The sequence below is a fragment of the Flavitalea sp. genome (assembly GCF_035489435.1).
GTDB lineage: Bacteria > Bacteroidota > Bacteroidia > Chitinophagales > Chitinophagaceae > DATHKG01.
Map to the genome: position 1 here is coordinate 70,215 of NZ_DATHKG010000165.1, position 19,611 is coordinate 89,825.

At 40.9% G+C, this 19,611-nt stretch carries 14 protein-coding genes; 3 read left to right on the top strand and 11 right to left on the bottom strand.

From position 1 onward, the window contains the following. Window positions 1-9 precede the first annotated feature (9 nt). From VK664_RS26075 to VK664_RS26125, 11 genes are all read right to left on the bottom strand, one after another. Window positions 10-1,116 carry a T9SS type A sorting domain-containing protein gene (locus tag VK664_RS26075; protein WP_461401658.1) on the bottom strand — a complete coding sequence of 369 codons (1,107 nt, stop codon included), beginning with the start codon at window positions 1,114-1,116 and terminating at the stop codon, window positions 10-12. Between the two features lie 280 nt (window positions 1,117-1,396). Then, window positions 1,397-2,785: a glycoside hydrolase family 28 protein gene (locus VK664_RS26080; RefSeq protein WP_461401659.1), complete on the bottom strand. Its 1,389-nt coding sequence runs from the start codon at window positions 2,783-2,785 to the stop codon at window positions 1,397-1,399. Window positions 2,786-2,808: 23 nt separating this feature from the next. Next, a complete protein-coding gene (locus tag VK664_RS26085; protein ID WP_461401660.1) occupies window positions 2,809-4,446 on the bottom strand; it encodes a RagB/SusD family nutrient uptake outer membrane protein in 1,638 nt (545 codons plus the stop codon). A 5-nt stretch (window positions 4,447-4,451) separates the two neighbouring features. Then, window positions 4,452-7,334, bottom strand: coding sequence for a SusC/RagA family TonB-linked outer membrane protein (locus VK664_RS26090; RefSeq protein WP_461401661.1), 2,883 nt, complete (start codon window positions 7,332-7,334; stop codon window positions 4,452-4,454). Beyond that, window positions 7,316-7,618, bottom strand: coding sequence for a carboxypeptidase-like regulatory domain-containing protein (locus VK664_RS26095; RefSeq protein ID WP_461401662.1), 303 nt, complete (start codon window positions 7,616-7,618; stop codon window positions 7,316-7,318). Before VK664_RS26095 ends, VK664_RS26090 begins: the two co-directional genes overlap by 19 nt. 402 nt (window positions 7,619-8,020) lie before the next feature. Continuing rightward, window positions 8,021-10,120: a hypothetical protein gene (locus VK664_RS26100; RefSeq protein WP_461401663.1), complete on the bottom strand. Its 2,100-nt coding sequence runs from the start codon at window positions 10,118-10,120 to the stop codon at window positions 8,021-8,023. Between the two features lie 895 nt (window positions 10,121-11,015). Then, entirely contained in the window at window positions 11,016-11,804 is a 789-nt protein-coding gene (locus VK664_RS26105; RefSeq protein ID WP_461401664.1) for a YdeI/OmpD-associated family protein, read from the bottom strand. Beyond that, window positions 11,740-13,944, bottom strand: a complete 2,205-nt coding sequence (locus VK664_RS26110) for a xanthine dehydrogenase family protein molybdopterin-binding subunit (RefSeq protein ID WP_461401665.1) — start codon at window positions 13,942-13,944, stop codon at window positions 11,740-11,742. The genes VK664_RS26105 and VK664_RS26110 overlap by 65 nt, the downstream gene beginning before the upstream one ends. Window positions 13,945-13,954: 10 nt before the next feature. After that, window positions 13,955-14,416 (bottom strand): (2Fe-2S)-binding protein, encoded by a 462-nt coding sequence (locus VK664_RS26115; protein ID WP_461401666.1) that lies wholly within the window; start codon window positions 14,414-14,416, stop codon window positions 13,955-13,957. Window positions 14,417-14,613: 197 nt separating this feature from the next. After that, window positions 14,614-15,339 (bottom strand): LytR/AlgR family response regulator transcription factor, encoded by a 726-nt coding sequence (locus tag VK664_RS26120; RefSeq protein ID WP_461401667.1) that lies wholly within the window; start codon window positions 15,337-15,339, stop codon window positions 14,614-14,616. Window positions 15,340-15,348: 9 nt separating this feature from the next. After that, complete coding sequence (locus tag VK664_RS26125) at window positions 15,349-16,401, bottom strand: sensor histidine kinase (protein ID WP_461401668.1); 1,053 nt, start codon at window positions 16,399-16,401, stop codon at window positions 15,349-15,351. A gap of 181 nt (window positions 16,402-16,582) precedes the next feature. Here VK664_RS26125 and VK664_RS26130 point away from each other — a divergent pair, with 181 nt between their 5' ends. From VK664_RS26130 to VK664_RS26140, 3 genes are all read left to right on the top strand, one after another. Next, entirely contained in the window at window positions 16,583-17,446 is an 864-nt protein-coding gene (locus VK664_RS26130) for a helix-turn-helix domain-containing protein (RefSeq protein WP_461401669.1), read from the top strand. A 151-nt stretch (window positions 17,447-17,597) separates the two neighbouring features. Then, window positions 17,598-18,983, top strand: a complete 1,386-nt coding sequence (locus VK664_RS26135; protein WP_461401670.1) for a vanadium-dependent haloperoxidase — start codon at window positions 17,598-17,600, stop codon at window positions 18,981-18,983. Between the two features lie 132 nt (window positions 18,984-19,115). Continuing rightward, on the top strand, window positions 19,116-19,562 hold the full coding sequence (locus VK664_RS26140; RefSeq protein WP_461401671.1) for a hypothetical protein: 447 nt from the start codon (window positions 19,116-19,118) through the stop codon (window positions 19,560-19,562). Window positions 19,563-19,611: the final 49 nt, after the last annotated feature.

The window sequence follows — 19,611 nt, forward strand, 5'->3', positions numbered from 1 at the left end:
TATTCTATCTTATTTTATGAATTTGCTGTGACGTATCCCTGCAGCCGACTTGAAAACTGCCAGATAAACGCCTGATGGTATATTACAATTGATGGTAATCCAACTTTTTGAGATAGAGGTAACGATTGATTTTTTTGCCAGTAAGACACCTGCGGAATTATAAATTGCTAAATCACCCTCCTCAATGGCAGGAGTACTAAGCAAAACATTTACTGAATTTTGGCCCTGCTGGGAAAAAGCTGACATTGCGTATTCATCTTTGTTTTTTCCGGACCCCTGTCTATCCTCCCTGGCTAAGCTTGATGATGAAAATTCAACAAAGAGCAAATGATCCGGAACGTTTAAATTAATTGTATCCTTATTTAAAAAAGTATATATGGGCTCTGCTGAATAAAGCGGCTGATAAACATTTATAACCGCTGCTTTAAAAGGTAAGATCAGTTTAATATTCTGACTATCCGCCGGGAGGTCCTGAAAGTTGGGAAAGTCATAACAGACACCCCGGTTAATACCCTGCCATATGCCTAAAACATAATTGCCGGTACTTCTTTGAAACAATGAATTTTTAAGCCCTGTAGTATCTCCGCTCAACTTATAAGTTAGTGGCGTTTGGGTAAAAACAACATTGTTATCTTTCATAATAGCGATCATGTTCTTTACAACAGTAAAAGCGGGCTTTTCAGAACCATCGGTATGCAGTAATCCGAAGTTCTTTTCACTATTTGCCTGGTCCGAAGTGCTCTGGTCAATAAATTCATAGCCATAGACTTTATGCGCTCCGCGTTTGATCATTTCAATAAATAAAACAGAATAATATTTTGCCGAGGCCAGTTCCGAAAGATAATGATAGGTAGAAGGATTGTAACCTGCAGAACCGGGAACGTTCCAGTTAAGAGCGTTTTCATAACCTGTTTCGGTAATAACAAAAGGCTCGCCATGCCGTATAGTCTCCATAAAATTTTTTGTCAGGTCGTAATAAGAAGACGGGAACATTTTGCTGTTGGTATTACCTGCATCATAAGTGTGAAAGTTGGCGCGGTCAAAATAAGTGCTGATATGGGGCACAAAAGCGGCCACTTTGTTGGGCCTGGAAGGTAAGCTCCAGTAGGAGACCATTTCAGCATCCTGGTCTTTATCAGCGCAGTATCAGCTGCGTTTAAGAACCCTTTATATGGTACACCGTCACGTACGTGCTTTAATCCCAGCTTCTTTAACTTGGGATATATAATACTTTCAAATGAATTATGGTAAACGCCCGAAAATCTTAAATGAATGTTGACACCGATAGTATTATAATAGTCAAAGGTTCTGCCTGGCGTCGCGGTGAATGTTTGGCAAAATGCCGGTTGCAGAACAAAAAAAATGCAGGCAAGCAAGCTTGTTGGATAAAGTTTTTTCATTGTTTTTCCTCCACTGTAATATCTGATGTATTGGACTGCATGATAAGGCGCTCATCCAATTCTCCATTATGAGTTTTTAAGCCCCTTATTTTTACCTTGTGCGCGTCACTAAGCCAAATGCAGGGACGCTGGTCCGGGCTCATCAAATTAAACTGCACGTTTTCCAGAACAATGTTTTTTGCATGCCTGATATATAAACCATAAGCTGGCAGGCTCCAGCCAAACATCCTGTTCTCAGGATAATCTTTTTCATTTTCCGGTACCTTACGCACTGCATCGGACTTTGTACCTTCTCCTATACAGTTGATAATGATATCCCTCAGTATTACATTTTCAATGTAAAAGCCCGGGACCCCTGATATAACACTTGTCATGCGGCTTTGCGATGTTGCGATAATATTACTGATCAGTACATTTTTCATAGAGCCTGTCGGATTTTTCCGACTGCCCAGCCTCATGAATATAGGAGTCTGTACTCCCGTCATCGAAATATTAGAAATGTTCACCTGGTCCAAAACCCCACCATCTACAATTTCGAGTGCAATCCCACTTATGCCGGTTATTGAGTCTGAAATATAATTTGCCGGCTTAATGTTCCAATGGTGCAAAGGTGACTCTGAAGCACGCCTGAGTACACAATTGTTCACTGTTATATTCCGGAATCCTTTACTTGAACTTGTGCCCATTTTTATGAAATTGCAGTTTGATGCAGCAATGCAGTTTGTTATTGTAATATTTTCACAAAGTCTTTCCGGGTCCTCGCTCTTCAGGCAAATGGCATCATCACTGCAATCTATGATACATCCTGTTATCACCACGTCACGGCTGTCTATATCGATACCATCGTTGTTAAAATTCGCATGAGAGTAAATAGATACACCTTTAACAATCACATGTTCATTTCTATAAAGCCGCAACGACCATGCGGCAGATTGCTTAAGTGTGATATTTTCGATCAGTATTTTTTTGCTTTCCTTTACAAAAAGAATATATGGCCTGCCAGGCGCCGATTCTTTTATAGTGAAATTTTTTCCATTCCCAAACAATGTTCCGGTACCTGTTATCGAAACATTTTCCGCATTGTCCACCATTAAGAGGCTGGGGTATATGGTACCATTAGCGACAGCCTGTACTATTGCGCCTGCGCTGAGATGAAGGTTTACATTAGTCTTTAGTTTAATCATTCCCGTTACAAATGTTCCGGCTGGCACAAGTACGGTGCCACCGCCTTTAGAGGCACAGTCGTCTACAGCTTTTTGAATGGCAATTGTATTGATCGTTTTACCATCGCCAATTGCTTTGTATTTGAGGATATTATATTCCTGTGCCCCGGCAAATAAAACTATCAGCGTAAATAATACTGTTGTATTGATTTTTAACTTCATGGTGGTGTTTTGTCGCAGCTCTATCAATAGCCGGGGTTTTGAATGAGGTTGGCATTAGTGGCGATGTCCCTGCTTGGAATTGGGTACCAGATCTTATAGGGCCTGAAATTGTTTTTTACCGCAGGCACATCTTCCCTTGGAAACATTACCGCTACATCAAGGCCCGCCACTACACTTTCCAGTTTGTTGGTCCTGATCAGATCAAACCTTCTCCAGCCTTCGCCCAACAGTTCTCTCGACCTTTCATCGAGCAATTCCTGCATGAAATCAGTTTTGAAGTAGGCTATGGTAATCGCATTTACCTGGGTTACATTGTCATTACATCCTCTCAGCCTCACTTCCCGCAACAGTGCACGCGCACCTGGTTCGTCTCCTGCCTTAAATTTTGCTTCCGCATACATCAGTACAACATCAGCGAACCTGAGAATACCATAATCCGTTTCACCGGCCCAGGCGGGAGTACCCCGGTTAGCACGGTCTTTGGGATCGTCTTCCCTCCATTTATTTATACAGATATTGGAAAGATTTGTGACAATAGCAGCAGGGGTATAATATTTATATCCATTGATGACTGTAAAGCCTGCAGTAGTAGGAATTTGACCGCTAAAGCTCAGAGCCCTTCTTCCATCGTTTGCGTTAAAACGTTGGTATCCTTCTTTTACCGGTCTTATCCAACCATAAGTTCCGGCAACCAGGGTATAGTTACCCGTTGGACCTGCCAGGTAAGTAAATACAATGTATTCCTGATTGCCACCTGTACCCGCCTGTACGACCATCATTTGTTCATTGCGTGCAGTTGCCTCGGTTGCGGCGAGAAAAAGATAATTGAAGGGCCTGATCATCTGGTAACCACTGTTATCGTATACATCTTTTGCGTATTGCAACGCTAACTTGTAAGCTGCATCCCTATCTACCCAATCAAAACTGTTAGTAGGAAAGTTTAATGACTTGCCCACGTTGTTTTCTTTGCAACTGGCTATGTACACGTATAATTTCGTAAGAAAACCTGCAGCAGTATATTTATTTACCCTGCCTGCGATGGTGTTGCGTGCCGGTAAATTATTGTAGGCGTACATAAAATTCGATTCTGCTCTTTCCATTATTTCTTTGATAGATGCCCTCGGACTTTTAGGGTCAACTATAGAAGAATCTGCCAACGGTACACCGCCCCAAAGCCAGCCCAGATAACTGTAGAACATCCCTCTCATGAAATGAGCTTCTGCGATGATAGATTTTTTCCTGGCGGCATCCATGTTAATGGCGGGCACCATTTCTATAATCAGATTAGCACGGTTGATACCTGCATACAAAGCGAAGTAGGTATACCAAAGCAATGTATTTTCCGATGTGTATGTATAATTACAAAGAGTAAGAAAATTTATATCAGCACTAACAAACGTGACATCACCGATCATTTCATCGCAGCCCATGGAAGTGAGATATTGCATAGACCTGCCCCACAAAGCCTGGTTACCCTCGCCCTGTATACTGGTGGTGTTTAAAATATCGTACACGCCGGTAATTGCAAGTTCGGCATCTGCAGATGTTTTATAAAAATTCTCTGTGCTTACAACTGAATAAGGTTCTTCTTTCAGGAATTTTTTACATCCTGCAATAAGCGTTACCAGTACTATAAAATATAAATAAGTTATTCTTGTCATTGTAATTAAAATTTAGCCGTTAAACCGAAAGTGATCGTTTTACTTCTCGGGTAAGCGATGTTATCAATGCCCGGTAAGAGAGGTGAATAGGAGGCTATCTCGGGATCGAAGCCTGTATAATTTGTCCACGTATACAGATTTTCTGCTGTTACATAAAACCGGAGGCCTGATAAAACTGATTTTTTAAGCGTTTTCGTTTCTCCCAGAGTATAGCTTAGCGTAATGTTTTTCAGACGCAGGTAAGAACCGTCTTCCACATAATAAGAAGAGATGTCAGTTTTGCCCTGTCCCTTTAACGCGGCCACTTCGTTCGTTGGGTTTTCAGGCGTCCAGCGGCTTTTCCAGTAATCCTCTGTTAAATTGGCGAAATAACCAGCTCCTGCTTCATACCGGTAATGACCTGTGTTCAGTATATCATTACCGTAGGACCATTGCAGCAGCACATTCAGTTCAAGGTTTTTATATTTCAAATTGTTTGCAATGCCACCATAATGTTTGGGATTGCTATTGCTTATTACAGTGTAGTCGTTTGTATTATCTACTTTACCATCACCATTCAGATCTTTGTATTTGATATCTCCGGGCTTTACGGTCCGCCCCTGTATAAAGGGTACTCCGGATTTTAAAGTAGTGGTTGAACCAGATATATCAAAATCACTGAGTTGGTAAATGCCGTCGTAGACATATCCGTAAGCAGTGCCAATAGGCTGCCCGACAATTACCCTACCTACTGAAGTGATGGCGCTACCTGTAATGTTCACTGGAATATAGCTTACAGATCCTAATTCAATAACTTTATTCCGGTTATAACTGATGTTAAAATTGCTGGACCATGTAAAATCTTTGTTGCGCAGGTTTATTGTGTTTAAAGTAAACTCCACGCCTTTGTTATCAATACGACCGAGGTTTTGCCATTGTTTCATATAGCCGGCTTGCGATGGTATGTCAGCCTGTAACAACAGGTCTTTTGTCTTTTTCAAATAGACATCTGCTGAAATGCTTATCCTGTTTTTCAACAAGGAGAAATCGATGCCCGCATCGTATTGGTAAGTGGTTTCCCAGGTAAGCAGGGGATTGCCATATATCCACGGTGCGACGCCCAGTGTTGCCCCGCCATTTGGCGATGAATAATACACATTGGCTGTTGTCGAAAGCGATTGGTAAGGTGGTATCCTTTCATTACCTGTCACACCAAAACTTGCCCTGAATTTTATATCAGAAAAAATTTGCTGTTTTGCCATAAACTTTTCATTAGATAGCCGCCATGCAAATGCGCCGGAAGGGAACAATGCCGACTTATGACTTTCTCCTAATTTGGAAGACGCATCATTCCTTAATGTAGCTGTCAGCAAATACCTGTCTTTGTAACCGTAGTTTAATCTGCCAAATTGAGAAACCCTATTGTATTTTAGTTTAGTTGTCGTTGGCAGTAAGGTTAAGATCTTAGCACTCGAAATATTATCCACCGCATTGATTGATTGGATATCAAAACCCTGTCCCACCATGGCAAATGTCTCACTGATATAAGAGTTCACCTCAAAACCAGCGAGAGCCGTGATTGTGTGATTTTGCCGAATCCTTTTTGTGTAGGTTAGTGTGTTGCTTTCGTACCAGTTTGTACTGTTACTGTTGTTTAGAATAGCTGTTCCGTTTGTAGCAAACCCCCAGGAGGTATTAGTAGGGTAAAACTCCTTGTTGGAAGAATAAGTTACAATTGCGCCGGTGCGCACATTTACCGTAAGGCCATTCATAATCCGGTAATCCGCAAACAGATCTCCTATAATGCGGAACAGCGGGGATTTTTTATAAGCATAGTTTACAAAATCGACCGGACTACCGAAGGCTCCGCCGTCGGGGTCAAGGGCAAGAAACCCGGGATCGGGCACATTTACAGGCTTATACAATAAAAAATTTTGAATGAGCCCGTTGTAATTCCTTACCCCCTCGCCGCCATTTGATGCAGGACCGGTCCCGATTGCCTGTGAGGCATTTATATTGGTACCAATACGAAGACGATTGGTTGCGTTGTGCGTTACTTTTACATTAAAAACATATCGCTCAAATTTATTTTTTAATATAAGACCCTCCTGATTCAGGTAACCGGCAGATCCAAAGAATGTAGTCCTTTGGCTACCCCCGCTAAAACTTAAATTATAGCTTTGTGAGATCGCTTTGCGTAACACTTCATCCTGCCAATCATGCGTAGGGATGCCAGTCATATTTTTCGCTGCATCCAATTTACCGTCTCCGTTACTGTCCATTGACCAGATACTATCGATGGGCCCGTCAGCCTCAAACCGGTAATTTGCATAATCCTGTGCACCCAGCATTTTAAGTTTTTTGGATGCCCATGAAACACCGGCATAAGAGTTAAATTCTAAAACAGAAGTGTTCGCCTTTCCACTTTTGGTGGTAACGATCACCACGCCATTTGCTCCCCGGGACCCGAAGATAGCAGTGGCAGAAGCGTCTTTCAATATCTCTATTGAAGCTATATCGGATGGATTAATTCCCGCCATCGGATTAGACTGTGCAGTATTGCCGAGTCCCGAACTGGCAGATTCTGCACTGTTGACGTCTATTTGTACCCCATCAATTACATATAATGGCTGCGTACCGGAATTAAAAGAATTTGTACCGCGTATGGTGACTGTTGTTGCTGCTCCTGGCTCGCCTGATGATGATGTAACCTGTACGCCGGCACTTCTTCCCTGCATGGCATCCATGAAAGATATTGCCTTTGACTGCTGTAATTCGGCAGCCTTTATGGTTGAAATAGCACCTGTCAGATCGGATTTTTTTTGCGTTCCGTACCCAATAACAACCACGTCCTCCAGTGCCTTTGCATCCCGTTGGAGGGTAACGTCTATTATCCGGTCCTTACCCATCTTATGTTCGTCAGTAAGGTAACCGACATTTGAGAATATAAGTGTTGCATTTCTTCGGGTACTTTAATAATGTATTTTCCATCTTTATCTGTCAAAACAATAACCGGTGTGCCTTTTACCCGAACTGTAACACCTATAAGGGGACCTGAGGTATCCTTTACAGTACCCCTCACGACAATCTCCCGAGTTAAGTTTTGTGCATGCGATTGCAGTGGCCCGGTAAAATAAATCAGCAGTAATATGACACTGCGACCGAACTGTTTTCCAAATTTCGTTTTGTTCATAGTAGCTTTTGGCATTGTGAATTATAGTAAGCGTATTTGTTTATGGATTATAACTTTGAATAGTAGGATTATATGAGAGATAGTAGCGATTGCGGAAAAAGACTGGCGTCAATTTTCAATTCGATTTTCTGGACCGACAACCGGAAGGGAGAAAATGCCTCTAAAATAAGGTCTGTAAGCAGTAGGTTTTTTTTCATTATGACAAGCTTGACGATTTTAACTTCAGGAGTGTATTCCAATCGTTTAGACGAAATTATCTGCTGACGGTTTAGCGTGCCGCTTAATGAAAGGATTAATAGAGGATTAATATATAAATATCTTATTTATATATTCGTAGTGCATTGATACCCACGAAATTTCCGGTAAGAATAATTTCTGTGCACCGGAACAAAAGCGGATTTTTTAAAATAGCAGGTTATTATTAATTATATCCTGAAATGCCAGCTTAAAATCCTGGCCATAAATTTCACGATACTTGGTAACAAATCTTTCGTAGGTCACTTTTGCCAATGCGTGCCGGCCCAGCGAAATTTGGGCGCGGCATTTTAAAATTAGCGCCTGTTCATTCAGTTCATCAAATAGAAATATCGTATTGGCTATCTGAACACGTGGTTCACCAGATTCATTAGTATTGAGCTCATGGGCAGCCTGGATGAGGCTATCTATGAGTTTGTTTGAAATTTCTGATTTAATATCATCCAGCCAATAGTAACTTTCGTTTTGTAGAAAGCCGCCTTTAGTGGCAATACCCAGCAATATATTCAACTTATTTTCTTGCAGCACTGCATTTATTTTAAGATATTCAGCAAAGTCGATATAAACTTTGTCAGAGTCAAATGCGAAGGTCCAGCATGCACCTTCCTTTTTTATAGTGCAATAACCTATTTTATCCAAAACGGTCTTTAGTTTAGCAATGTTTACGGCCCTGTTGTTTTTTGATTCATGTGCTACTTTTCCACTCCAGAAATTTTCGTTGAGTTTGTCAAGTGAAACACCCTTTCCAAACCTGAGTGTATAAACCAGGATCATAAGAAAGAGTTCTTTTAAAAGTGGTGTAAATGCTTTGGTAAGATCATTTCCTTCCTTATCTAAAACAATGAAATCTCCAAACAACAAGATCTTTGCGCCAGTGGAATCTTCCTTATCAAAATTCGCGGGACCGCGGTAGATGTGCATTGGTTCGACAGGTGCTCCCTTTATTGGCAGCGAAGCCTCGCGGGATGTGACCGCTTTATTTTTTCGCCTGAACAACAGGAAGAAAACCAGGCCAGTAACAATTAATGCAAGAATGGTTATTGCTGTAGTTTTATAGGCCTGTTTTATTCCCTGTCCGTTGGCAGGCACTGCAGGTGGAGACGCCGAGGCATTGGGCGGGTCTACGATTGTATAGACATTCACTATCGTTGCATCAGCCAGTTTCGCCAGTTGATCAGGCGCCAGATTTGATACATCTTCATAGCCACCCCCTTTGACATCATCGATCCTGAATAAAGTTACAGCCAGTAACACGCCTTTATTCTTGCATAAAAACAGATCGGTATAGGATTTAGAATCAAAAAAAGAATAGGAAAAGGAATTGCCAAGAAATTCATACTCAGGCTTATCAAGAGAACCTTTAATAAGCTGAAGAGTGGTGTTAAACTTATCTTTGGGATATACCAGCGCCAGATAGGTGCGGTCTGAATCATTCACAATTAAAGAATTACTGAACACAAAATGTTCTGCCGGTGCTTCTAATGTGTAGCGTTTGGCAAACTTTTGATGCCTGATATCATAACTGTATAAATCATAGAAATAACCTGGTGAGAGCATTTGATCACCGGATTCACTGCCGTAGCCGCCAATGATGAAGGCCGTGTCCCCTGTTTTGTTTACCCCTGCTGCCGCAAGGTAACGGGGCGCAAAAAAGTCGCCGGTCGTTTTAATGCTGTCCCAGGTATGTCGGTATAAATGATATTTTAGGATTGTATTTTTATATTTGTTAAATCCGTAGCCGCCTAGAATATATAAGGAACTGTCAACAGCGGAAATAAATTTATTAGCATGCCAAAAAGCCGGAAGTCGTCCATTACCGGTTAAAGATGAATTGTTTTTTTTAGCCACTACATCGTATTCAGATAGAGATTTGTTATCCGGGTAGAAGTTTAAAATTTTTTTCTCATTTCCAAAAAATAAAGCCTGGTTCCCCCTTGGTAGCTTTTTTCCAAAGTCAGACACCTGTGCTGTCAGCTTATCTTCGCCCGCAGAGTAGGTGTATAGTGAATCGTTGCCAATTGCATACAAATGCTCTGTTACAGGATCAAAGCTTATACTTGCATTACCTTTTACATGAAAGCTCAATTTCTTGCTCCAATTTGAATGGAGAGGGGCTATCCAAACCGGGTTACTTACTTTTGCTTCCATGCTACCGCTGCTATCAAAAAACGATGTTCCTGAGAACTTGTCTAACGGCCAATAGTAGTATGAATTTTTATCTGTTACCCGTACATTCTTCAAGTCCATTGGCGGAATATCACTATTTCGAAATCCCTGGTATTGGTTGGCTCCAAAAAAAAATTTAATGCATCGATCTTTAAGTTTCACTTGCTGACTACCTATTAAAGCATCGTTTACGTGCAGGCTTAATCCAAGGGACGTTGAATAACTTAACTTGATTTTGTTCCAGTTAAAAAAGTGGTCGCCAACTTTAAAACTTAAATTGGTAAAAGATCCCTTATAAACGATCTTAAAAAGCGTATCCCGATGTCAAACAACAAATCGATATTTTCGGAACTTTTATTAATCAGACGTAAAATATAACCCGAGTAACGCGCCTGCCCAGGAGTGAAATGAATATCAAAGTCAATAGAAAAGGCTTCTTTTAAACAAAGTGGTTGATGCGGGGTCAATTCAAGGGATGTCCTTTTTTCAGGTATCGTTTCCCTACTTGCAAAATGCAACCCATAAGTCTGCGCAGACAAAGGGCACAAATAAAATGAGACGAGGAATAAGTTTAAGAAGAACTTGTTTTTTATAAATGATTTTTTCTTTGACAAAATAAAGAATATTAAAGCGATCGGGAATATACGAACAACCAAATTTAAAGCGCACTACTCCTCTAAAAAATTATCTTTTATAATACTCCATTAGATTCGCATCTAAAAGTGAGTTCCTGAACTTACAACACAATTTTTCAGGGAACAATGCCTGAAACCTATGCAAGCGGTTAAACAAAAACAGTATGGTTAAAAGCTAAGAAAAGGCGTAACTTTCCAGATACGTGAAGGAACAATGTTCAACTTGTAAGAATTAGTTAGCGGCAACAGCCTTTTTAAACAGTTTAAAATAATTGATCTGCTTTCCTGGAATACAGATGTGTAGCAGATCAAGCATCTGTAAAATTATGGTCTAAGTATAGTTATTTCTTGTACTTGTCGTTTAAGCCAAGTCCGGCCAAAATCATCGGTGTCATTTTCTCCAGCCTTTCTTTTTTTGTTTCTTCCCTTTTGGCTGAATTGATATGCTCCATATATTCCCTTTGTTTGCCGGGCGTGAGTTTTTCAAATGCCGCCTTCATCGTCTTATTTTTTTTCAGTGTGGCGACCAGAAGTTCCGGCATCTCTACGGCTTCAGATTTTTGTGGCTTCCAAACCCGGCCCTCATCTTCATTTTTAACAGCTTCCTTTATATATTCTTTTATTATTTTTTCGTTGATATCCGCTTTTGTGGTGAACTGCCAATGCTTTAACGCCTTTGTGTTTCCACCTTTTGCGCTCACCAAAACTTTGTATTTGTCCTTTAAAAAAACTCCGTTATAAAACCAAAGTGAAAAATAATTTTTCAATCCGACAACAGCGACTACGTTTTTTCCCCGATGAGTATATACTTCAGTTCCCCATTTGATGGTTTCAGTCAGTCCTATACTAAGAAGGATTGATTTAAGCAGGCTTAATTCTTCTTCCCATTTATTGTTGGGTCCCATAAGCGAATAATTATACGAATTTTCTTTAGCTAATTTATGAAATTCAACATTAAGAAGTCGTAATTCAGTGATTTGCTTTTTGGTCCATTCAATAAAAAAGACGTTGGAATAAAGATGCAGTAGAAATGCGGCTTCGATATAAAAGAAGATGTTATTTATGCTATACCGGGCTAATACCATGCAACGATAAAGGTATTTTTCTGATCCGTTTTCCTGTTGCGGCATATATGGCATTTAATACCGCCGGTACACCAAGTGGACTGGATATTTCGCCAACACCACCCGGTTTTTCTTCTTCTGTCTCCACAAAACAAACTTCTATTGGCGGGCACTCATTCATCCTGAGTAATTTGTTTTGATGAAAGTTGGTTTGTACAGCGCGCCCGTTTTTGATTGGAAGACCACCATAAAAAAGTGCGGTAAGGCTCCAGATGAGTCCACCGATTATCTGTTGCTCCACCCCGGAAGGGTTGATTATTTTTCCACAATCAACTGCTATAGTCATTTTATCGATGGCAAGTTTTTCTTCACGCATCGTAACCTCAGCAATTACCGCGCAGTAGCTATAAGCAAAGCTGCTGACTGCAATACCCTTGCCCTGACCCGGTTTAACGGGCTTATCCCATCCTGCTTTCTCCGCAGCCAGTTTCAAAACACGCATAAGCCTGAGACCGGAAAGAGGGATGGGATCTCCAATAAAAGTATCCTTTGCCTCGAGGAGCGATAAACGGAATGCTAAAGGATCCTTTTTAAGTTCTGCTGCTATTTCATCAATAAAACACTCACTGTAAAACCGTCCATGTCCATCTACTCCTCTCCAGGCAGAAGATTGAACGAGTTCTTCCTGTATTAAATCTTCAAAGTCGAACCGGATATTTGGAATCTTATATGCCATAGAAGGAAGTTTGGGATCGGTATAACGTGCTGCCCAGGTATAAGTCCTTAATTCTTTTTCATACCAGGCATAAAGATTATTTTGTTCATCAAGTGCAACCTGGTATTCCATATGCTGAAAAAGATGACCTGAATTACATTGATGTTCATCTTCCCTTGTCCAGATCATTTTCACCGGAACAGAGCCAGCTTCCCTGGAAATGAATGCTGCTTCCACAGCCATATCCGGATAATATCTTCTTCCGAATCCCCCGCCTGATGGATACAAATGAATTTTTATTTTGTCTGATGGAAAACCAAAGACACGTTGTATTTCGCTGTCGATGAGATGCGGAGCCTGGGTACCAAGCCAGAACTCACAGCCATCCTCGCTTACATGTGCCGTACAATTAAGCGGTTCCATACAGGAGTGAAGCTGATGTGGAAACACATAGGAAGCCCGGATTGTTTTTCTGACATGCGCCAGGTCTGACATCGCATTCTCAGATCCTATGTAGCCGGTAGGATCAGTTCGGTGTGTTGCCCGCTGCCAGGCCAGCTTTTCAAAGTCTTCCGAATTCAATCGGCCATTAGGACCATCATCCCATTCTATGATCAGTTTCGCCTGCATTTGTTTTGCGGCCCAGAAAGAATCTGCCACAACGGCTACGCCCTCCCGAATATCATAAGGCATATAGGGTGCATTCAACTGCAGCCCGGCAATTGGCTTCGTGCTAAAAACTTTTTTGGCGCCAATTACTTTCATAGCCGCGGTGAAGTCAAACCGCTTCAATTTACCTTTGAAAACAGGGCATCGCGCAATGACCGCATATAACATACCGGGCACTTTTATATCCAGGCCGTATTTTAGTTCTCCTGTAACAATTTTTGGATTGAGCTTTGCAGATTTTGATTTGCCGATGACCTGGTAACTCCGGGGTTCTTTCAATGTGACGACCACCGGGGCTGGTAATTTTGCAGCTACAGCGGCTAATTCTCCGAAGTAAAGTTTCTCGCCTGTTATCTTTTGATACACGAAGTGATTTGAAGCATAGCAGTCATTGGCAGAAATATTCCATTTTTTTGCTGCCGCCGCGATCAGCATCTCCCTGGCTGTGGCCCCGGCTTTTCGCAAAAGGTCCCATTGGTAAGTGATTGTACAGCTTCCTCCTGTATCATGTCCGCCATTCTTGTCGTTTTGATATTTTTTCATATCTGCATCTGGAAATCCGATCTTTACTTTTTCCCAATCGGCACAAAGCTCTTCTGTGAGGATCTGTGCCATTGCAGTCGAAACACCCTGGCCCATCTCGTGCTTCACAAACTGGAACAAAACATCTCCGTTCGTTTCTATTCTGATGAAATCTCCCAGGCGGATATCGCTCACCTGGTTAAAGTCTTGAAGCCAGATTTTACCGGCTAAAGATTCAAAGGATAACATAAGACCACCACCTGCAAAAAAGGCTGAGCGGATAAAATTTCTTCTTTGCATTTCAACGAAATTATTTGGTGATTGATGCTGCTTTCTTAATTGCCAGATGGATGCGGTGATAAGTACCGCAACGGCACAAATTGCCTGACATGGCTTTTATTATTTCTTCATCTGTGGGCATCGGGTTTGCATTTAACAGTGCAACAGCACTCATAATTTGCCCTGCCTGGCAATATCCGCACTGGGGCACATCTTCTTGCTGCCAGGCTTGTTGTACAGCGTGGCTCCAGTAACTGGAAATTCCTTCAATGGTTGTCACCTGTCGGTTTTTGACAGCAGAAACAGGAATGGTGCATGAGCGTATGGCTCTTCCATCAAGATGTACGGTGCATGCACCGCACTGGCCGATCCCACAGCCATATTTTGTGCCGGTCAATCCTGCAAAATCCCGTATCACCCACAAAAGTGGCATCTCTGGAACAACATCAATATTATAGTTCCGCCCATTGATTTGAATGCTAATTAGTGCCATCCGTATAAGTTTAACCTTTGAAACAAAACCTGCGATTGCCAATTTTAATTACAAAACAATAGGAAAATCGGGATCCTTAAACGGAGATTCGACGAGCTATCCTTCCTTGCGACAGAAGTGTTTTTTAAAAGACAAAAGGCGTTTGTCGTGTGGGTGTGATAAGGACTTAGAAAAAAATGATAATTAAAATCCTGTTATCAGTTCTGAATGATATTTAACCGGGTAATCGCTTTAATGGTTTGATTTTTGTAGTTGCGCCCGATTGGAATTGTATGTCCGTTCACATTTATAGCCTGTGGAGTGAATGTGATAATATGGTCGAGTGGTACAATAAAAGATCTGTGGACACGAATAAATTTGTTTTCAGGAAGTTTTTTTTCGAGATAGCTGATCTTATTATAGGAGATGATTTCGTAGTTCAAAGTTTTTACACGCACATAATCACGAAGGCTTTCAATATATAATATATCCTTGAGGTAAACTTTAGTCATTTCGCGTTCCGCACGAAGGAAGATATAAGAAGCATTATAATCATGTAAAAGCTTGTAATTAATTTCATTTGTGTTTTCCGGTGCCATGAAGTTATATACCTTACTTATGGCTTTAAAGAAACGTTCGAAGGTGATCGGTTTTAGCAAATAATCAATCACATTGAGGTCGAATGCATCAATGGCATAGTCCCGGTAGGCTGTTGTAAAAATCACCTTCGTTTTTGTCGTTAATGATTTCATGAGATCTATGCCTGTAATTTTTGGCATCTGGATATCGAGGAAAATCAGGTCTACAGAGTTACCCTGCAGATATGCCATTGCGTCTATCGCATTCGAACAAATTTTGGCCAGCAACAGTCCATCCAACCGTTCAATATATGATTTGATCAACTCCGATGCCAGTGGTTCGTCGTCAATAATCAGGCAAGTCATATTATATAATTACAATTTTATTTTGAGAACAACCAGGTAAGTATCTTCATTCACAATGTTGAGCTCGTGCCGGTCCTTATAAATCAGTTCCAATCTTTTTTTTACATTAGTCAACCCAATGCCACCGGAACTAACCACCCGGGAACTGGATTCTGCGCTGCATTTGCTGTTTTCGACTTTTATGATCAGCTGATTTTTACTGATTAAAATATTGATATTAACCCAAACCTTTCCAATATCATTCCCGAATCCATGCTTAAAACTATTCTCGACGAATGGCAATATCAGCAAAGGCGCAACTACAATATTTTCGATATTATCAAAGATATTCAGGGATACATCCAGGCGATCTTCATATCGTATCTTTTCGAGCGTGATATAGTTTTCGATGTACGCTACTTCCTTTTGCAAGGAAACCTCTGTCTTGTTGCTATCATAAAGCATATAATTAAGTAGTTGCGATAACTTATCCACGATCTCAGGTGCTTTTTTCGATTGAGTTACTGTAAGCGCATAAAGATTGTTAAGCGTATTGAATAAGAAATGAGGATGAATCTGTGCCTTTAAGAATTGTAATTCCGCTTCCAGTTTTTCATTTCTCAACTGTTGTTTTTCCTGTTGGCTTTGATACCATTGCTTTCCGACATGCAGGACCACCACTATTGCGACAACGGAATATACTCCAAAAGTCTCAATGATTACTTTCGGCAGATACCACAAACCGACATTCAGCCCGTCGGGATAATAAACGGGGTAAATGATTGTATAACTTACCAACCGTTGGAGGCATCCAAAGAAGACAATAGATAATAAAAGATAAAGGTAGAATCTTACTGACTTACTTTGATACTGATACGTCTGTTTTACCAGGTATAAAGTAGCATAGGTGGCAACAATCTTTACAGGTAATGCCAAAGCGGCAATCTGTACCCTTGCCAGGGGATCAGTTTCAATGATAGCCGAAATAGGTCCATCATACAAATAGTAAGCAATCCAAAACAGCAGGTGTCTTAATAGCCTTTTGACCTGAGAGTAATCTGTAAAAATGCGAAAAGCAAACATGTAATTATTAATTGCAAAATAACTGTTTAGAGTCTTTATAGCTGATTATTTCGACGAACGGCATAATATTCCCACAAATCGTATTGCTGTACCCGTATTGCCTTTGTCCGGCTGGTTCTTTTAAAAACCAAATTATGCTGCAAACTGTCCTAACTTTATCATGCTGTTAAACGCCAGGTGCATGATAAACATCCAGGACTATATTAAGAATACCAACCTCTTTAAAAAGTTTGAAGTAGATGACCTGCTATTTATTGAAATAATTTGTCCGGTTGAAGAAGATGCGCAGGCAAATAATCTTTGGTGGGATAGTAATTTCTTTTCCTATGCAATCGCCGGCGAGATGGTATTGAAAACCCTGGAACGTGAATATGTTTTCAAGGCCGGTGATTGTATTTTCGCAAAAAAAGGAAGTATTCTTTCCGCTCAACATGTTATCCAGGAAGATTTTTGTGAGTTAAGGGTTTTTGTGCCGGATCAGTTTATCAAATCTGTTTTCCAAAAGCATCAGATACCCGTTATTGGGGATTCGGATATTAAAACCGATTCAGTAATTCCTATCGGCAAGGATGAAGTCCTGGATATTTATTTTCATTCCCTGCTTACTTATTTTCGCCAGGGTATTCCTCCATCTGTCACCTTATTGAAGTTAAAATTCGAAGAATTGGTGGTGACCATACTTTCCAATCAAATTCACCGGCCGTTGAAATGTTTTTTCAGTGAGCTGTGCAAATTAGAAAAGCCTTCCATTAAAGAAATAATGGAAGCAAATTTTTTCAGTAATCTTTCGCTGGATGAATTTGCGCGTTTATGTGCACGTAGTTTGTCTGTATTTAAAGATGAATTCAGGAATATTTTTCAGACAACTCCTGGCAAATGGCTGTTGGAAAAACGATTAGAATACAGCCGGTATTTACTTGAAGCCACGAATTTAAGCATAGATGAAGTTTGTGCAGTTTCCGGCTTTGAGAACCGGTCACATTTTAACCGGGTATTTAAAGGTAGATATGGCTGGACACCCGGCAGCGTGAGCAGGCAGAAATAACCCCCTAAGATAAACTGCACAGCATCTTTTCCCGCCTTCTCAGCAACCTCATAATTTTTCAATCTCTCTAATTTTATGGAGTGTTTTTCTGTCGTAAAGAATCCCTGGTTCTTTAGCAGGTGCAATTCATGCTTCCAGTAAAATTGTTTTTATGAAAAGAATAATTTCAAAAATGCTGTCAACCAATTTCCCGGTAAATATATTCGGGAATGTTTTGATGATTTCTGCGGCTGTTATTTTAATTTCTGCCAGTTGCATGAAAATAGAATCCCGTGGACCTAAGGCGGAAAATCTTCCACCGGATGTAGCTATTAGCTGGATAAAAATGCAACAGAAGCTTTTTGTCGGAATGCCAGACCTACTTCCGCATGTTACCGGTCGGGCTTATGCTTATGTAGGACTTACTTTATATGAATCAATAGTGCCGGGTATGGCGGGCTATCAATCAATAGCTCCCCAGCTTAATGGAAATCTCGTATTGCCTTCCATTACCGCCGGTCAAAAATATTATTGGCCCGCATCTGCGAATGCTGCCTCAGCGTCCATGTTAAGAAATTTATTGCCGCATGCTCCGAAGTATCTTATGCAGTCAATAGATTCGCTGGAAACAGATTACTATACAAAGTTTCAACAGATAACAGAAGCCGAAGTGTTGAAACAATCAGTTGATTTCGGAAAGCAAATAGCAAATGCAATTTTCAAATGGTCAAAAACAGATGGTGGACATGAAGCATATAAAAACGTATTTTCAGACAAGTATCAGCCACCAACCGGGCCGGGTCAATGGGTATCAACCGGCGAATTTCCATTTACCCGACCTGTATATCCGTATTGGGGTAATAACCGGACTTTTATTCCCGGACTCGCGGCGGAAACTCAACCGGTGCCTCCTCTTCCTTATTCAGAACAACAGGGCTCAGCATTTTACAATGCTGTCAATGAAATTTATACCATGTCTCAAAATCTAAGTCGTGCAGATTCTCTGACAGCTATGTTTTGGGCTTACGTATTATTACCGGGCACCGAAGTTGCTGAATATAACGATGTTTCACATGCAGCGAACATTGCTACACAATTGATCTTATTAAATAAACTTTCATTGCAGGATGCTGTAATCTTATATTGCAAACATGGTGTTGCAGGAAATGAAGCGGCAATTTCCTGCGTAAAAACCAAGTTCCATTATAATCTTGTGCGACCTATTACCTATATCCGTACGGTGCTTGGACACAGTGATTGGCGCCCGGTGATTCACACACCCCCGTTTCCCGAATATACCTCGGCTCATGCTGCTATTTCGATGTCATTAGCCACGGTATTGGAAGCTACATTTGGAAAAGATTACCCCTTTACGGATTATAGTTTCAAAAACACATATGGCCCGCGTAGTTTCGACTCATTTGAAGCATATGCTAAGGAGGCAGCACTTTCGCGGCTGCAGGGAGGGATTCATTATCGTTTTTCTATGGTTGAAGGGTTGAAGCAGGGTAAAAAAGTATCGGCGATGGTGAATCAGATAAAATTTAAGAAACACTAAATTGTCCCCAAACTAGCTGCACGCTTCTATGTTGTGCGATAACAATACCTTTGCTCCGTTTTCGTTAATATATTGAAGACTTGCCCGAATAAGTCAGGTCAACTTCGATATTATACATTTTAAAATAAATTCATGAAACTGTTATCTACCGTCTTTTTAGTTGTATTTTTTGTTTCAGGATTGATAGCTTGTAAATCGGAGTCTGATGATTTTGAAGATTTAAGCAATCCTACGCCAGATAGTATAAGCGTAGGTAATTCGGCGACACCTGCTGCAGCAACACCTTTGCCCGCAATTCCACCACCGGCAATAACTTTGCCTCAGGCACCTGCAGGTCTTCCCAACCAGGTTGGTCAAAGACCCTTAACAAATCCTTCCCACGGTCTCCCTTATCATGATTGCTCAATTGAAGTAGGTGCTCCATTAGCTGATAAAGGAAATGCTGCAAAACCAGCAATGCCTGGTTTCACACCAACGCTTCCTGACCTGCAACCTACGCCAGCTGGGGTAAAATTAAATCCTGCCCACGGAAAACCCGGCCACAGATGTGAGATTGCTGTGGGAGCACCATTGTCTTAACTGCAGAGGTGTTAATGACGCAATAACAATATTTGAAACATTGTCTGAT

What these genes read in the sequence shown, in the direction of transcription:
- VK664_RS26120 (WP_461401667.1), bottom strand. Translation starts at nt 15,339, where the DNA reads ATGACTTGCCTGATTATTGACGACGAACCACTGGCATCGGAGTTGATC.
- VK664_RS26115 (WP_461401666.1), bottom strand. Translation starts at nt 14,416, where the DNA reads ATGGCACTAATTAGCATTCAAATCAATGGGCGGAACTATAATATTGAT.
- VK664_RS26110 (WP_461401665.1), bottom strand. Translation starts at nt 13,944, where the DNA reads ATGCAAAGAAGAAATTTTATCCGCTCAGCCTTTTTTGCAGGTGGTGGT.
- VK664_RS26075 (WP_461401658.1), bottom strand. Translation starts at nt 1,116, where the DNA reads ATGGTCTCCTACTGGAGCTTACCTTCCAGGCCCAACAAAGTGGCCGCT.
- VK664_RS26080 (WP_461401659.1), bottom strand. Translation starts at nt 2,785, where the DNA reads ATGAAGTTAAAAATCAATACAACAGTATTATTTACGCTGATAGTTTTA.
- VK664_RS26135 (WP_461401670.1), top strand. Translation starts at nt 17,598, where the DNA reads ATGAAAAGAATAATTTCAAAAATGCTGTCAACCAATTTCCCGGTAAAT.
- VK664_RS26100 (WP_461401663.1), bottom strand. Translation starts at nt 10,120, where the DNA reads ATGGACTTGAAGAATGTACGGGTAACAGATAAAAATTCATACTACTAT.
- VK664_RS26125 (WP_461401668.1), bottom strand. Translation starts at nt 16,401, where the DNA reads ATGTTTGCTTTTCGCATTTTTACAGATTACTCTCAGGTCAAAAGGCTA.
- VK664_RS26105 (WP_461401664.1), bottom strand. Translation starts at nt 11,804, where the DNA reads ATGCCGCAACAGGAAAACGGATCAGAAAAATACCTTTATCGTTGCATG.
- VK664_RS26090 (WP_461401661.1), bottom strand. Translation starts at nt 7,334, where the DNA reads ATGGGTAAGGACCGGATAATAGACGTTACCCTCCAACGGGATGCAAAG.
- VK664_RS26085 (WP_461401660.1), bottom strand. Translation starts at nt 4,446, where the DNA reads ATGACAAGAATAACTTATTTATATTTTATAGTACTGGTAACGCTTATT.
- VK664_RS26095 (WP_461401662.1), bottom strand. Translation starts at nt 7,618, where the DNA reads ATGAACAAAACGAAATTTGGAAAACAGTTCGGTCGCAGTGTCATATTA.
- VK664_RS26130 (WP_461401669.1), top strand. Translation starts at nt 16,583, where the DNA reads ATGATAAACATCCAGGACTATATTAAGAATACCAACCTCTTTAAAAAG.
- VK664_RS26140 (WP_461401671.1), top strand. Translation starts at nt 19,116, where the DNA reads ATGAAACTGTTATCTACCGTCTTTTTAGTTGTATTTTTTGTTTCAGGA.